Source organism: Methylopila capsulata, assembly GCF_016907975.1.
Classification (GTDB): Bacteria; Pseudomonadota; Alphaproteobacteria; order Rhizobiales; family Methylopilaceae; genus Methylopila; species Methylopila capsulata.
This window is the reverse complement of the sequence record NZ_JAFBCY010000001.1, coordinates 616624-631725: the sequence shown is the minus strand read 5'-3', so window position 1 is coordinate 631725 and position 15102 is coordinate 616624. Positions and strand designations below refer to the sequence as shown.

Genomic DNA, 15102 nt, shown 5'->3' with positions numbered 1-15102 from the left:
TACCCCCGCGTTAACCCGGCGGCCCGGTTTGGCGTCAGAACTGGACGCCACGCGTCAGTGCGCCGTCGACCACGAGGTTCGAGCCGGTGATGAAGCTCGCGGCGGGGCTCGCGAGGAAGACGGCGGCGTTCGCCATCTCCTGCGGGGTGCCCATACGGCCGGTCGGGTTCAGCGCCAGCGCGGTCGCGAACAGCTCCGGGTTGCCGGTTTCGATCTGCTCCCAGACGCCGCCCTTGAAGTAGGTGTTGCCCGGCGAGACGCTGTTCGCCCTGATGTTCTTGGCCGCGAGCTGGTAGGCGAGGCCTTGCGTGTAGTGGATCAGCGCCGCCTTGAACGTCCCGTAGGGGCCCGCCGCGAAGTCGATCTCGCGGCCCGAGACGCTGGAAATCGTGACGATCGCCGCCGCCGAGCTCGCCTCCAGATGGGGCAGGGCGGCGTCGACCAGCCGCACCGTCCCCATCATGTCGGTCGCGAACGACGCCTGCCAGCTCGCCTCGTCGTTCCCGATCGCCAGTGCGCTGACGTTCGCGACCACGATGTCGACCCCGCCGAATTCCGCCGCCGTCGCCTCCACCCAGGCGGCCACGGCCGCGCCGTCGGCGACGTCGAGCGCCCGTCCGAGCGTCTTCACGCCGGTCCGTGCGAGCTCCGCCGCTGCCGTCTCGACCTCGGCGGCGTTGCGCGCGCAGATCGAGACGTTGGCGCCCTCGGCGGCGAGCGTCTCGGCGATGGCGCGGCCGATGCCCTTGGTTCCGCCGGAGACCAAGGCGTTGAGGCCCTTGAGCTTCAGGTCCATGGCCGCGCCCTCAGATCACCGATTTCGGGAGCATCATGTGGATGCCCTTGTTGCCGTCGACGAGCTGCGTCACCCGCAGGTTTCCGGCCAGCGAACACAGCATGTAGGCCTGGTTGCGGGACAGGTTCGAGCGCAGGCAGACGTGGTGCACCATCTCGCGCACCGCCTGCTTCGCGGCGTCGTCCAGGTCCTCGTCGAGGCCGATCGACATCAGGTGGGTCTCGGTCTCGGCGAAGGGGAAGTCGATCGCCATGTCCTTGCGGACGGTGAGGCGGAAGGTGCCCTCGATGCCCATTTCGAGCGCCGTGATGCAGACCTCGCCGTCGCCCTGCACGCCGTGGCCGTCGCCGGCGAAGAACAGCGCGCCCTCGTTGAAGACCGGCAGGTAGAGCGTCGTGCCCTCCTTCAGCTCCTTGTTGTCCATGTTGCCGCCGAAGGCGCGCGGCACGGGCGAGCCGCAGCGGCCCCAGGCCGGCGGCGGGGCGACGCCCAGTATCCCGAAGAACGGATCGAGCGGCACGTCCACGCCCCAGGGCAGGGTGCAGACGTTCTTCGCCGTGTCGATCGCCGGGTGGATGGTCTCGTAGTCGGTGAACTCGTCCGGCAGCGTGCCGAGCAGCGGCAGGATGGCGACAAAGCCCCAGTCCATCGTGGGCTTGGCTGCGAGGATCTCGACCTGCAGCGTGTCGCCGGGCTGCGCGCCCTCGACATAGACCGGGCCGGTGATGAAGTGCGGTCCGCCGCCCTGGGTCAGCGTGTCGAGCGCCGCCATGTAGTCGGCCGGCACGCGCGAGGCGTCGGGCGGGAGGCACTCCTTGCCGCCCGCCGGGAACGACGTCAGCGTCACCGTGTCGCCGGACGCGATCTTCACGACGGGCTTCAGCGCCGAGTCGAGATAGCCCCAGACCATGTTTTCGGGCGCGGACGAGATGACGTGGTGCTTGGACATGCGTGCCTCGGATGCTGGAAAATCAGACGGACATGAAGCGGGAGAGCCGCTCGCGGCTCATCGCGGACTGGGGGCCTTCGTCGACGACCTGGCCGCGCGACAGCACGACGAAGCCGTCGGCGACGGCGGCGGCGAAATCGAGATACTGCTCGACCAGCAGGATCGAGAGCGCGCCCTTGAGGCGCTTCAGCACGTCCTCGATGAGCTGGACGATCGAGGGCTGGATGCCTTCGGTCGGCTCGTCGAGGATGAGGAGCTTCGGCTTCGTCACGAGCGCTCGGGCGAGCGCCAGCTGCTGTTGCTGACCGCCGGACAGGGCGCCTCCGCGCCGCTCGGCCATCTCGCCGAGCACGGGGAACAGCGCGACCATCTCGTCGAAGGCGGCCTGCGTCGGCTGGCCATGGGCGCGGGCGGCGACGAGGACGTTCTCGCGCACCGTGAGCTCGGCGAAGATCTCGCGGCCTTGCGGCACATAGGCGACGCCCGCGAGCGAGCGGCGGTGGTTCGCGGCGCGCGTCACGTCCACGCCGTCGAGCGCGATCCGCCCGCGCGTGACCGGCAGCACGCCCGCGAGGCACTTGAGGAGCGTCGACTTGCCCGCGCCGTTGCGGCCGAGCACCGCGAGGCACTGGCCCGGCTCCACCTCGAAGGAGATGCCCCGCAACGCCTGGGCGCTGCCGTAATGCTGGTCGAGGCCGGCGACGGTGAGCTTCATGGCCCTCTAGCGCCCCAGATAGACGTCGACGACGGCGGCGTCGGCGCGCGCCCGGGCCATGGAGCCCTCGAACAGCGTGCGGCCCTCGTGCAGCACCGTCACCCGGTCCGAGATGCGCTCGACGAAGTCCATGTCGTGCTCGACCACGATGATGGCGCGCCCGGGGCTTCGCAGCGCCTTCACCAGCGCCGCGGTGCGCTCGGTCTCCTCGTCGGTCAGGCCGGCCACCGGCTCGTCCAGCATCAGCACCTTCGGCTCGGCGACGACCACCATCGCGATCTCCAGCCACTGCTTCTGGCCATGGGCGAGTTCGCCGGCGAGCCGGTCGGCCTCGGAAGTGAGCCCCACCGTCTCCAGCATGCGGGCGACCTTCTCCGGCCCGTCGGCGCCGGGCTTGGCGCCGAGGCCGATCGCGACGTTGTCGCGAACGGTCAGCGCCTCGAACACGCTGGGCTTCTGGAATTTTCGCCGGACGCCGGAGCGGGCGATCTCCGCCTCGCTCGCGCGCGTCAGCTCCATGGTCTCGTCGAACAGGACGCGGCCGGCCTTGGCGCGGCTGACCCCCGAGATCACGTCGAGCAGCGTGGTCTTGCCCGCGCCGTTCGGCCCCACGACGCCGCGCACCTCGCCGTAGTCGATCGCGAGCGACAGGTCGTTCAGCGCGCGGAAACGGCCGAACTCGACGGTGAGCCCCTCGACCAACACCGCGACGGTCATGGCGGTACGCTCATGGCGTCGCGTCCCGCGGTTCGAGCGCCCGCGCGCGGGAGAGCAGCGTCGGCTTCCATTTGCCGAGGTCGAGCAGCCCGTTCGGGAAGATCAGCGCGACCACGATGACGAGCGCCGCGAGCACGAAGGGCCAGAGCTCCGGCAGGCTCGCCGACAGCGCGAACTTGACCGCGTTGACCAGCACGGCGCCGATGATCGCGCCGGCGAGGCGCCCGCGGCCGCCGATGGCGCACCACACCGCGATTTCGATCGAGAGCTCCGGCGACAGCACACGCGGGTTGATGATTCCGACCTGCGGCACGTAGAGCAGGCCCGCGAGCGCCGCGAGCACCGCGGACAGGCACCACACCTTGAGCTTCAGCCGCAACGTCTCGTAGCCGAGCGAGCGCAGCCGCACCTCGTCGTCGCGCGTCGCGACCAGCAGGCGGCCGAACCGGCCGATCATCAACAGCCGGCAGCCGACCAGCGCCGCGAGGAGCACGAGGACGGAGGCGAGCGCGAGGCCCTTTGTCACCGCCGGGTCCTGGATCGGAACCCCGAACGCGACCTGGAAGCCGGTCATGCCGTTGTTGCCGCCGAAGCCGGTGTCGTTGCGGAACATCAGCAGCATGGCGACGTAGACCAGCGCCTGCGTGATGATCGCGAAGTAGACCCCGCTGACCCGCGACCGGAACGAGGCCCAGCCGAACACGAAGGCGACCGCGAAGCTGACGCCCATCGCGGCGACCAGCGCGACAGGAAAGCTCTCGAGCGGCCCCCACCAGCCGGGGAGCGCCTTCCAGCCCATGAACTGCACGATGTCGGGCGTAATCCCGGTCTCCGCGACCGAGCGCTCCAACAGGTGCATGCCGACGACGTAGCCGCCGATCGCGAAGAACAGCCCGTGCCCGAGGCTCAGGATGCCGGCGTAGCCCCAGATCAGGTCGAGCGCGAGCGCGAGCAGCGCGAAGCAGGCGAGCTGGCCGATGGTGTTGACGCGGTAGCCGGACAGGCCGCCCACGACCACCACGGCGGCGGTCGCCGCCAGCGCCAGCGCCACGGCGACGACCATCCGGTCGTCGGCCGCGCGCGCGAGGAGGCTGCGCTTGAGCGCGATCATGGGCGGCGCTCCGGCTGAAGGATGAAGCGCTGACGCACAGGCGCCGTTTGGCGCACCGCCGCTTCGCCATGTTCTGCGCCGCCCCCACCCCGACCCTCCCCGCAAGGGGGAGGGGGAAGGGCGCCGCCTGACATCACTCGTACCCTGCTCACTTGCGGCGTCCCTTGACGGCGTAGAGTCCCTCGGGACGCCACTGCAGGAAGCCGACGATCATCAGCAGCACGATCACCTTGGCGGCGACGGCGCCGTAGAGCGGCTCGATCAGGACGTTGATCTGGCCGACGCCGAGCGCGGCCACCACAGTGCCGGCGAGCGTGCCGACGCCGCCGAGCACCACGACCATGAAGCTGTCGATGACGAAGTTCGATCCCATCTGCGGATTCACGTTGTAGATCGGGCAGAGCGCGAGCCCGGCGAGGCCGGCGAGCCCCGAGCCGAGGCCGAAGGCCATCATATCGACCCGCCGCGTCGGCACGCCGATGCAGCCCGCCATGGCGCGGTTTTGGGTGACGGCGCGGATGTTGAGGCCGAGCGGCGTGCGCTTCAGCACGGCCCAGGTGGCGACCAGCGTGACGCCCGCGAAGACGATTGCGAACAGCCGGTTCCAGGTGACGATGAAGTCGCCGACGAGCAGCTTGCCGCCGGCGAGCCAGCTCGGCGTGACGAACTGCAGGTTCTGCGTGCCGACGCCGACCCGCACGAGGTTCACGATCAGCAGGCTGACCGCCCAAGTCGCGAGCAGCGTCATCAGCGGCCGCGTGTAGAGCCGCCGCACGAGCGTCGCCTCCAGCGCCACGCCGACTGCGGCGACCACGAGGAACACGACCGGGATCGCGAGGATCAGGTACCAGTCGAGCAGGCCGGGGGCGACGGCGCGCAAGGTCTCCTGCACGGCGTAGGTGACGTAAGCGCCGAGCATGATGAACTCGCCCTGGGCGAGGTTGATGACGCCCATGAGCCCGAAGATGATGGCGAGGCCGACCGCCGCCATGAACAGGATCGAGGCGAAGGACAGCCCGTTGTAGAGCGTGTTGGCGACAGACGAGACGCGCAGCCAGCGGTCGATCGAGGCGAGGCCGGCGTCGACCGCCGCGGCGAACGCAGGTTGCTTCGCGTAGGCCGGATCGCTCTTGAGCGCTGCGATCTGCGTCTCGGCGCGCCGGCTCGGCTGGGCGGCGATGCGCTCGATCGCGGCGATCCGCTTCGCGACGTCTGGAGAATTGAGAAGGGCGCTCTGGCCGACGCCGAGGATCTGCTCCTTCAGGCCAGCGTCGGGTTCGCGGGCGGCCGCGGTCTCGAACAGCTCCGGCGGCAGGCTCGCGGCGCGGCGCTCGAGGGCGCGCAGCGCGGTCGCCCGGTCGCCCGCCGTCGCGCCGGCGAACAAGGTCGCCGCCGCGCGGGCGGTCTCGACCAGTGGGCGGTTCTTCAGGCTCAGCACCGGCGCTGGGCCCTCGGCGGGCGCGGCCTTGGCGAGCGTGGCGGCGTCCACGGAGCCGGAGGGGCTTTCGATCGTGGAGGCGCCTGCGCCGCACCGGATCGTCTTGTCGAGCAGGGCGCCCGTCAGCCTCGCCGCCCAGGCGGCGTCCTCAGGCGTCGCCGAGGAAGCGCCGGCGGTCAGGGTCGCCGCCGCCTCGCTCAAGCCCGCCGCGCCGGAGCACGCCTGGGTCGCGATCTGCGCCCGGTCGTAGGCGAGGGCGGGGGAGCCCCACCCCGCGCCGAACGCCAGGAGCAGCAGACCGAGACGCCGGCCCATGCGCATGCGGACGGCCTCGCTCAGCCGAAGGGGCTCATCGGCACGGGCTTCGGCGCGTCCTTGGACTGCCAGAGCACGTCGAACCCCTGGGACTCGTTGACCGACCCGATGAACACGCCGCGCGAGACATAATTGTTCTCGGCGGTCATCGCGATCTTGTAGCCCGAGGGGCAATCGAAGCTCAGCCCTGCGAAGGCCTTGCGCACCTCCGGCACGTCAAAGGACCCGGCCTTCTTGGCGGCCATCGCCCAGAGGTGGACGGCGTCGTAGGTCGAGACCATCGGGTCGATGGCGACGTCGGCGGAGAAGGGCACCTTCTCCTTGGCGACGAAGTCCTTCCAGCCGGACAGGAACTTCGTGTTGGCCTCGCCCTTCGCCTGCTGCAGGTAGGCCCAGCAGTTGAGGTGGCCGACGAGCTTCTTGGTGTCGAGGCCTTCAAGGTCGGCCTCCACCATGTCGAGGCCGAGGATCGGCACGTCGGTCGCGGTGATGCCCTGGTTCGCGAACTCGCGCAGGAAGTCCGGGATCGACGAGCCGACCACGGTCAGCACCACGACGCACTTGCCGCCCGGCGCGTCCGCGAAGGCGCGCACCTGGTTCACCAGCGTCTGGAAGTTCGAGAAGGAGAAGGGAACGTACTCCTCCTTCCAGGCGGTCTCCTCGATGCCCTTGGACTTCCAGTAGCCCTTGAGCTGCTTGTTGATGGTGCGCGGCCAGACGTAGTCCGAGCCGATCATGAAGAAGCGCTTCGCCTCCACGCCGTCCGGGCTCATGAGGTAGTCGACGGCCGGCAGCACCGAGCTCGCGGGCGGGGAGTTCACGTAGACGACGTTCTTGGAGTTCTCGTCGCCCTCGAAGTGGAGCGGGTAGAACAAGAGGCCGTCGTTCTGCTCGACGACCGGCAGCACGGTCTTGCGCGACACGCTGGTCCAGCAGCCGAACAGCGCGGCGACCTTGGTCTCCGTCAGCATCTGGCGTCCGACCTGCGCGTAGAGCGGCCAGTCGGAGGCGGGGTCCGACGCCACGACTTCGACCGTCTTGCCGTTCACGCCGCCGGCGGCGTTGATCTCGGCGGCCGCCATCTTGGCCACGTAGTTCAGCCGGCCCTCGAGGTTCGCCATCGTGCCGGAGGACGAGAACAGGCAGCCGAGCTTGACGGTGTCGGCGGCGTTGGCGGAGCGGATGAACGCCGGGGCGCCGAGCGGCAGCGCCGCGCCCGCGGCGACCGCGCCGGAGGTCTGGAGGAAGGTGCGGCGGGTGAAGATGCTCATCGGACGGGCCTCGCGACGACGGGATGGATCCGGTCGCCGTGGATTTGGCGACGTCCGGCAAGCGTCGACAAGATCAAATAAAAACGGCCTTCGCCGCGGAAATGAGCATTGGCGGGGCTCACCGCGGCCGATGTCAAAAGTGACATGCCGCGGCGCGTCCCGGTCTCGCTGCGACCTTGGTCGCGATGCACGGCGAGGCCTCAGTCTTCCCCGCCCGCGTGGCGGTGGGAGGGCGTCCCGAAAGGCGCGTCACGCCCGTGATCCGGGATTGCGCAACGCGGCCTCGGGGATCATGCTGCCTCTCAGTTGAGCAGGCCTAAGGGCTGCGCATGACCATCGCCGCCGCCCCTTGAGAGCTGGACCGGAGGCTTGAGACCATGAGCCGTTCGCGTTTGACCGACGAAGAGATCGCGGGCCTGCTGCAGGAGGTCGAGAACGGCGCTCCGCTCGAGGCCGTCTGCGCGAGCGCTCACGTCTCGGTCCGCACGTTCTACCGCTGGAAGCAGAAGTTCGCCGGCCTTGCGCCTGCGGGCGTGCGACAGCTGAAGGCGCTCAGCGTGGAGAACCGTGAGTTGCGGCGGCTGCTGGCGCAGAAGTCGTCGGTCATCGGCGGCGCCCAGGAGACCGATCTCCGCACCCGCGGACCGGCGAGGCCGAACGGCGGCCAGGCCGATCTGCGGTCGCGCGAGATGCATGGCCTCGCGCTCGGCCGCTTCGCGACCGTCCGGGTATCAGGGTCCGGCGCGCTCAAGACCGCGCGCTGACGACCGTCCGCTTGGCCGCGGTCAGGCCATCGCCGCGATCTCGGGCGTCGCGGCGGCGGAAAGCCGTCCCTTCTCCATGTGCAGCACGCGATCGGCGAGGTCGCCCATGAACTTGACGTTCTGCTCGACGAGCAGGATCGACAGCCCCAGCGACCGCCGCAGCCGCAGCAGCGTCTCCACGATCTCGTCGCGGATCGACGGCTGGATGCCCTCGGTCGGCTCGTCCAGCAGGACCAGAGACGGCCGTCCGCACAGGCAGCGGGCGAGCGCGAGGATCTGCTGCTCGCCGCCCGAGAGCACGCCGCCGGCGCGGTCGAGGATCGGTGTCAGGCGCGGAAACCGCGCGATCATGTCGTCGACGATCTCGAGCGGCTGGGCGGCGGCGCGGGCGGCGTACTCCATGTTCTCGCGCACCGTCAGCGCCGGGAAGATCTGCCGGCCCTGGGGCACGTAGCCGAGGCCGCGCCGGGCCCGGCGGAACGGCGGCTCGCGGGCGACGTCGAGCCCCTCGAACACGATCGCCCCCCGTGTCACGGGGATCGCGCCGCTCAGCGCCTTGAGCAGCGTGCTCTTGCCCATGCCGTTGTGCCCGAGCACGCCGAGGATCTCGCCCTTGTCGACGGTGAGGGCGACGTCGCGGAGGATGCCGATCTGGCCGTAGCCGGCGGCGAGGTCGGAGACGGTCAGCAGGCTCATGCTGCGTCCTTCCCGAGGTAGACGTCGCGCACGCGGCTGTCGGCCAGCACCTCGGCCGCCGGCCCCTGCGCCAGCACGCGGCCCTGATTGAACACCGTCACGGTGCGGGCGATGCGGCGGATGAAGGCCATGTCGTGCTCCACCACGATGACCGAGCTCGAGCGCGCGAGCTCGACGATCAGGTCGCCCAGCCGGTCGACCTCGGCGCCGGTCATGCCCGCCGCCGGCTCGTCGAGCAGGATCAGGTCCGGCTTCTGGGCGATCACCATGGCGAGCTCGACGAGCTGGCGCTGACCGTGCGCAAGGCGACCCACGACGTGGCCGGCGAGCCGGGACACGCCCATGCGCTCCAGCGCTTCCTCCGCGCGCCTCTTCGACAACGTCGGCGGCAGCACGGCGTCGGTCGCGACGCGGACGCTCGCCATCGCCGTCAGCCCGTCGAACAGGCTCGGCACCTGCGTCTTCACGCCCACGCCGAGCCGGGCGATGCGCGAGGCCGGCAGGCCTGCGATGCTGCGCCCGCGCAGCCGCACGTCGCCGGCGGTGGGCTTCAGCTGGCCGCAGAGCATCTTGAAGAAGGTGCTCTTGCCGGCGCCGTTGGGGCCGACGAGGCAATGCAGTTCGCCCTCGCCGAGCGAGAAATCGACGCCGGCGACGGCCGTCACGCCGCCGAAACGCATGACGAGGCCTTCCGCCTCGAGCAGGGGAGCGTCGGTCATGGCCGTTCCTCCGCCGGCTGGCCAAGCTCCGCCGCGCCGCGCCCGCGCGTCCCGCGCGCCTTTGCGAGCAGGCGCTCTCCAAGCGCGAGCGCCGTCGGCAGGAGGCCCTGCCGCAGACCGAGCACGCAGAGCGTGAGCACGACGCCCATGACGAGGTTCGGGTCGAGGACGGCGAAGCCCGGCCCTGCGTCGAGCGAGCCGAGCCAGGTCGAAAGCGCCATCAGCAGGAAGCAGCCGATCACGGGGCCGGCGAAGGTGCCGAGCCCGCCGACGATCACCCAGATGATCACCTGCCCGTTGGTCTGGAGGCTGAACATGTTGGGGCTGACGAAGACGCTGTTGGCGAACAGCACGCCACCGACGCCCGCGATGGCGCCGCCGAGGGTGAAGATCCCGAGCTTGTAGCGGCGGGTGTCGTAGCCGAGCAGCTCGGCGCGCCCCTCGTTCTCGCGGATCGCGACCACCGCCCGGCCGAAGCGCGTCGCCATCGCGAGTTTGCAGATCACGTAGCAGGCGAGCAGTGCGCCGACCGCGAGCACGTAGATCTGCTCCGGCAGGAAGGGCTCGTCCGGGTGGCCCGGCGGCGCGAGGATGGGGGTGGAGGGGATGCCGTTGAAGCCGCCGAGCGGGGCTGCGCCGATCGTCCACTCCTCGCCCGCGGTCTGGTTGATGAAGCGGTAGAGGATCAGCGAGACCGTGAGGGTGATCACGCCGAGATAGACGTCCGAGATCCGTCCCCAGAACATGAAGTAGCCGAGCAGGGCTGCGAAGCCGGCGGCGGCCGCGACGGCGATCACGGCCGCAAGCGGGGTGCTTTCGAGGTTGAGGCCGGCGACCGCGTAGACGTAGCCCGCGAGGCCGAAGAACGCGGCTTGCCCGAAGCTGAGGATGCCGGCGTAGCCCCAGATCAGCGCGAGCGAGAGCGCGAGGATCGCGTAGCTCGCGTAGATCGAGCCGTTGATCATGGTCGTCAGCTCGCCCCCCGTGGGAACGGCCACGAGGGCGTAGAGGGCGGCGGCTCCGACGAGCAGCCAGCCGAGAGCGTCGCGAAGGGTCACAGCGACCTCCGGAAGAAGCGGCCGGTGATCCCCCGCGGCAGCACGCGCAGCAGCAGCACGGCGGCCGCGAGCAGGGCGACCTCGCCGAGCACCGGCGTCATGACGAAGGAGAAGGCGGTGTTGACCGATCCCAGCAGCGCCGACGCGCTGAGGGCCCCCGTCAGGATCGCGGTTCCGCCGGAGATCACGGTGATGAAGGCCTTGGCGATGTAGACCGAGCCGATGGAGGGCGCGACGCCCGTGATCGGCGCGATCAGCGCGCCAGCGAGCCCTGAGATCGCGGCGCCGGTCACGAAGGTCGTGGCGTAGACCCTGGCGGGATCGACGCCGAGCGCCGCCGCCATTTCGCGGTTCTGCATGGCGCCGCGGGCGATGAGGCCGACCGGGGTTCGCCTCAGCACGATCCATCCGCCGAGGAAGAGCAGCGCGGTCACGCCGGCGGTGAGCAGTTCATAGAGGCCGATGGCGTAGCCGCCGATCGGAACGCTGCCGAGCGGCGGCGAGATGCCGGAGACGCGGTTGCCGAAGATCACCGTGACGACGCCGACGAGCGCGAGGCTGACGCCCCAGGTCGCAAGCATGGTGTCGATCATCCGCCCGTAGAGCCGCCGGATGACGAGGCGTTCCAGCACGGCGCCGATGAGGCCGACCGTGACCGGCGCCGCCACGAAGATCGCGAGCCAGAGATTGAGCCCCGCCTGGTGCGAGACCAGCGCTGCGTAGCCCCCGAGCATCAGGAATTCGCCGTGGGCCATGTTGATGATCCGCATCATGCCGAAGATCACCGCCAGCCCCGCGCTGATGAGCGCGAGGTTGGCGATGGTCACGACGAGCTGCAGGATGACGATGAGCGCATAGTCCAAGGTTCGTCTCCAGAATGCGGCGGAGCTTCGGCGCAAGCGACAGGGGGCCGCGTCAGATGAGTGCGTGCTTCGAGACGTCTCACTGTTCGCGAGGCTCCTCAGCATGAGGAGGGGGAGCGCCGCTTCACCCCCAAAGGGTCCTCAGGCTGAGGAGGCCCGTAGGGCCGTCTCGAAGTACGCAGCCAGTCGCGGCCGCCCCAGCCTCGCCTCAGCTCTTCACGTCTATGACGAACTGCTTGGTCTCGTTCGGGCTCGCCGCGAGATCGCATACGGCCGCGGTGTCGGCCGGCGGCTGCTGCGGGAAGCTTTCCAGCACGTGGTAGGCGCGGTCCCGCACCTCGGCGATGTAGGTGTCCAGCGTGTCGTGATGGGTCTTGGGATCGATCGTGGTCTTGCCCGCGGGTCCCGTGAACGACAGGCCGCTCTCGAGCGCGAGGATGACCTTGTCGCGGTCTACGCTGCCGGCCTTGGCGGCCGCCGCGGCCCAGAGGTTGACCGCGTGGTAGGTCATCGCCGAGGCCTCGGTCACCGCGTCCGCCTTTTCGCCGAAGCGGGCCGTGTACTTCTTCAGGAAGGCTTCGTTCTCGGGCGTCTTGAGGCCGTCGAAGTAGGCGTAGGACACCACGATGCCGTTGTGCTCGTCGGGCGAGGTCAGGACCTGCTCGTTGCCGATGCCGAAGGTGGTCGAGGCCATCGGGATCTTGTCCTTCATGCCGGCCGCGACCCACTGGCGGTAGAACGAGTTGTGCGCGGCGCCGACCAGCACGGACATGATCATGTCGGGCTTCTCCGCCTGGATCTTGCGGATCGTCGGGCCGAAGTCGTTGACGTCGAGCGGGAAGAAGTCCGCCTGCGCGACCGCGCCGCCGTTCTCGGAGGCGAACTTGCGGATCCACTTGGTGGTGATCTGGCCGTAGTTGTAGTCGGCCGCCAGCACATAGATCGTCTTCGCGTTGAAGCGCTTCATCACGAAGGGCGTGAACTTCTGAAGCGTCTGCGCCGGCGTCGAGCCCATGCAGAACACATTGCGGTCGCAGACGCCGCCCTCGTAGAGCATGTTGTAGAAATAGGGCGTGCGGAACCGCCGGAGCGTCGGGCGCATCGCCTCCCGCGAGGCCGAGATGATGCCGCCGAACACCACCGAGGCTTTCTGCTTCGTGGCCGCTTCCGTCGCGTACTGCGTGTAGAGCTGCATGTTCGACTGCGGGTCGTAGTTCTTCAGCGCGATCGGGCGGCCCAGCACGCCGCCGGCCGCGTTGATCTCCTCGACCGCCAGCGCCAGGCTGTTGATCATCGGCCGGCCGTAGATGTCGATGCCGCCCGAGGCGTCGTGGATGCCGGCCACCTGGATCGGCTCCGCGGCCGAGGCGTGGCGGAGATAGGCGGGCGCGAGGCCCAGCGCCGCCCCCGCGGCGGCGGTCTTGAGAAGCGTCCTGCGGCTGAAATCGGTCATGGTCGTCCCCTGAGCCCGTCGTGCGACGCGACGTGACGTTTTCGTTCGCCGGGATCGGCCGGCGCCGTACCGCGTTGGCGTGGAGGCGTTCCTCTCGGGGGTCCGGGCGGTCTTCGCCGCCTCGGACGCAAAACAGCGGAGAGGAGGGGCGCTCAAGGCCGCTCCTCCCCGCTCGGGTCAGGCCACCTTGAGGGAGACCGTCGCGTCCTGGCCGGGCTGCATGCGCTGGCTCCAGTACGGGGAGGTGCGGCGCTTCAGCATGGCGCGGAACTGCTGGGTGGTCTTTTCGAGCAGCTCGCCCGAGCCCCAGTTCACGATCACGCCGTACTGGCGGATGAGGTCGAGCGTGCCGAGCTCGCCCGCCCGGTACTTCGCGGCGATCGCGCCGGCGTCCTCGTCCAGCCACTTGCCGCGGTTGGCGCGGATGTAGGCGCGCTTGGCGAGCGTGCTCTCGCGGTCGACGACGTAGTCGGCGAGGTCGGCGTCGACCTCCTTGACCACCACGCCGTAGTCGATCGCGGCCCGCTCGATCGAGACGTAGCCGTCGGCCACGTCCTCGCAGACGAGCTGAGGGTCGCGCTCAAGCGGGTCGCCGAGGCCGCCGCCGCCGGCCGAGGGACGGCTGACGACGTCGCCGGGCGACAGCGACTCGTTCGAGAACATCGAGCCGAGATAGCGCTCGTTCTCCAGCCCTTCGTTGACCCACACGCCGTGCGGGATCGAGGGCAGGCCGCCCCAGAGGCCCCAGGTGATGGAGCGTTCGCGGTCGCAGCAGTAGGAGACGACGGTGCGGTCGACCTTGGTGAGGATGACGCCCTTGTCGACGCCCATGCCGCCGCGGGATTCGCCGGGGCCGCCGCTATCCACGCGCAGCTCGTGGCAGGTGGTGAGAACCGGCGCGAGCCGCTCCTGGCCCTCGAAGGGCTGGGTGCCGAGCTGCACGCCGAACACCGGGCCGGTCGCCGCCCAGCCGTCGCGGCCGTTGCGAGCGCCCCAGCCGCCGACCATCCAGTCGTACCACATGAAGTACTTGTGGCCGCCGGAGGCGTCGCGCTTGTCCTGGCCGCCGATCAGCAGGTAGTCGAGGTTGAAGGTGCAGGCCATCGCCCGCTCCGGCATCACTTCGGCCCAGAGCTCGAAGATCGAGTTCATGATCTTCTCGAACGGGCCGGAGCAGAAGCCCGCGACCGGCGTCGGCCAGGCGGCGTTCACGACCGACCCTGCCGGCCCGAGATCCACCGTGACGACCCGGTAGAAGCCGGAGTTCAGCGGGATCTCCGGGAACTGCATCTTGGTGCCGGCGACGATCGCGGCGAACGAGCCGCCGAAGCAGGCGTTGAGGAAGCAGCGGATGCTCGTCGGGTGCGACTTCGACAGGTCGTAGTGGACGGTGTCGTCCTTGATCGTCATCCGCACGCGGATCGGGATCAGGCCTTCGCCGACGCCGGGATCGAGGTCGATGTAGTCCTCGGTCTCCCAGACGCCGTCCGGCAGCGCCGACACGCGCTGGCGGGTCAGCGTCTCCACGTAGTCCTGCACCGCCCCGAAGGAGGTCTTGATGACGTCGAGGCCGTACTTCTCGATCAGGCGGCAGACCTCCTGCTCGGCGACCTTGGTCGCCTCGGCCTGGGCCTCCATGTCGCCGATGATGTCGGCCGGCGCGCGGGTGTTGGAGGCGATCAGGTTGCAGACGTCGTGCAGGCACTGGCCCTTGCTCCACACCCGGACGGGCGTGATGCGCAGCCCTTCGGCCATGTGGTCGATGGCGTTGACGTTGAACGAGCCCGGCGTCGCGCCGCCGACGTCCGCCCAGTGGCCGTTCGCCTGGGCGAAGCCGAGCAGCTCGCCCTGGTAGAACATCGGCCGCACGATGCGGGTGTCATTGAAGTGGGTGCCGCCCTGGTAGACGTCGTTCACGACGAACACGTCGCCGGGGTGGATGTCGCCCTTGAAGGCGTTGATCACGGCCTTGGCGGTGTAGTGCAGCGTGCCGACATGGGCCGCGATGTCGCCCGAGCCCTGCATGATGGTGTCGCCGTTGGCGTCGCAGAGCGCGGAGGAGAAGTCGCGCGACCAGATGACGAAGGAGTAGCAGGTTCGGAAGATCTGCTCCGCCATCTGGTCGACGATGTTGACGTAGGCGTTCTTGAGGACCTCGAAGGTGACCGGATCGAGGCCGTGGTCCATGTTAGCGGACATGGGGGCAGCTCCTGTTCGAATGAGTGGCCGGGGGCCGG

Annotated in this window: 14 protein-coding genes; 1 reads left to right on the top strand and 13 read right to left on the bottom strand. The window is 69.6% G+C overall.

The features are described 5' to 3' along the window. Positions 1 to 34: 34 nt before the first annotated feature. The 7 genes from JOD31_RS02990 to JOD31_RS02960 all read right to left on the bottom strand — a co-directional run bounded on the left by JOD31_RS02990 (position 35) and on the right by JOD31_RS02960 (position 7312). On the bottom strand, positions 35 to 796 hold the full coding sequence (locus JOD31_RS02990) for an SDR family NAD(P)-dependent oxidoreductase (protein ID WP_204948815.1): 762 nt from the start codon (positions 794 to 796) through the stop codon (positions 35 to 37). A 10-nt stretch (positions 797 to 806) separates the two neighbouring features. Next, a complete protein-coding gene (locus JOD31_RS02985; protein WP_204948814.1) occupies positions 807 to 1745 on the bottom strand; it encodes an acetamidase/formamidase family protein in 939 nt (312 codons plus the stop codon). A 22-nt stretch (positions 1746 to 1767) separates the two neighbouring features. Then, positions 1768 to 2460 carry an urea ABC transporter ATP-binding subunit UrtE gene (gene urtE, locus JOD31_RS02980; protein WP_204948813.1) on the bottom strand — a complete coding sequence of 231 codons (693 nt, stop codon included), beginning with the start codon at positions 2458 to 2460 and terminating at the stop codon, positions 1768 to 1770. Positions 2461 to 2466: 6 nt separating this feature from the next. After that, complete coding sequence (locus JOD31_RS02975) at positions 2467 to 3177, bottom strand: ATP-binding cassette domain-containing protein (protein WP_204948812.1); 711 nt, start codon at positions 3175 to 3177, stop codon at positions 2467 to 2469. 10 nt (positions 3178 to 3187) lie between these two features. Further along, on the bottom strand, positions 3188 to 4288 hold the full coding sequence (gene urtC / locus JOD31_RS02970) for an urea ABC transporter permease subunit UrtC (protein ID WP_204948811.1): 1101 nt from the start codon (positions 4286 to 4288) through the stop codon (positions 3188 to 3190). 148 nt (positions 4289 to 4436) lie between these two features. Next, on the bottom strand, positions 4437 to 6047 hold the full coding sequence (urtB, locus tag JOD31_RS02965) for an urea ABC transporter permease subunit UrtB (protein ID WP_204948810.1): 1611 nt from the start codon (positions 6045 to 6047) through the stop codon (positions 4437 to 4439). Positions 6048 to 6061: 14 nt separating this feature from the next. Further along, the gene (locus JOD31_RS02960; RefSeq protein ID WP_204948809.1) at positions 6062 to 7312 is read right to left on the bottom strand and encodes a transporter substrate-binding protein; all 1251 of its coding nucleotides are present in this window, start codon (positions 7310 to 7312) and stop codon (positions 6062 to 6064) included. Positions 7313 to 7689: 377 nt separating this feature from the next. Here JOD31_RS02960 and JOD31_RS02955 point away from each other — a divergent pair, with 377 nt between their 5' ends. Further along, a complete protein-coding gene (locus JOD31_RS02955) occupies positions 7690 to 8076 on the top strand; it encodes a transposase (protein ID WP_204948808.1) in 387 nt (128 codons plus the stop codon). 21 nt (positions 8077 to 8097) lie between these two features. Here JOD31_RS02955 and JOD31_RS02950 read toward each other — a convergent pair whose 3' ends face one another. The 6 genes from JOD31_RS02950 to JOD31_RS02925 form a co-directional block, all read right to left on the bottom strand. Next, a complete protein-coding gene (locus JOD31_RS02950) occupies positions 8098 to 8772 on the bottom strand; it encodes an ABC transporter ATP-binding protein (protein ID WP_204948807.1) in 675 nt (224 codons plus the stop codon). Continuing rightward, positions 8769 to 9491 carry an ABC transporter ATP-binding protein gene (locus tag JOD31_RS02945; protein WP_204948806.1) on the bottom strand — a complete coding sequence of 241 codons (723 nt, stop codon included), beginning with the start codon at positions 9489 to 9491 and terminating at the stop codon, positions 8769 to 8771. The genes JOD31_RS02950 and JOD31_RS02945 overlap by 4 nt, the downstream gene beginning before the upstream one ends. Further along, positions 9488 to 10549, bottom strand: a complete 1062-nt coding sequence (locus JOD31_RS02940; protein WP_204948805.1) for a branched-chain amino acid ABC transporter permease — start codon at positions 10547 to 10549, stop codon at positions 9488 to 9490. The genes JOD31_RS02945 and JOD31_RS02940 overlap by 4 nt, the downstream gene beginning before the upstream one ends. Beyond that, positions 10546 to 11412: a branched-chain amino acid ABC transporter permease gene (locus tag JOD31_RS02935; RefSeq protein WP_204948804.1), complete on the bottom strand. Its 867-nt coding sequence runs from the start codon at positions 11410 to 11412 to the stop codon at positions 10546 to 10548. The genes JOD31_RS02940 and JOD31_RS02935 overlap by 4 nt, the downstream gene beginning before the upstream one ends. 208 nt (positions 11413 to 11620) lie before the next feature. Next, a complete protein-coding gene (locus JOD31_RS02930) occupies positions 11621 to 12865 on the bottom strand; it encodes an ABC transporter substrate-binding protein (RefSeq protein WP_204948803.1) in 1245 nt (414 codons plus the stop codon). Positions 12866 to 13042: 177 nt separating this feature from the next. Beyond that, positions 13043 to 15064 carry a hydantoinase B/oxoprolinase family protein gene (locus JOD31_RS02925; RefSeq protein ID WP_246482312.1) on the bottom strand — a complete coding sequence of 674 codons (2022 nt, stop codon included), beginning with the start codon at positions 15062 to 15064 and terminating at the stop codon, positions 13043 to 13045. Positions 15065 to 15102: the final 38 nt, after the last annotated feature.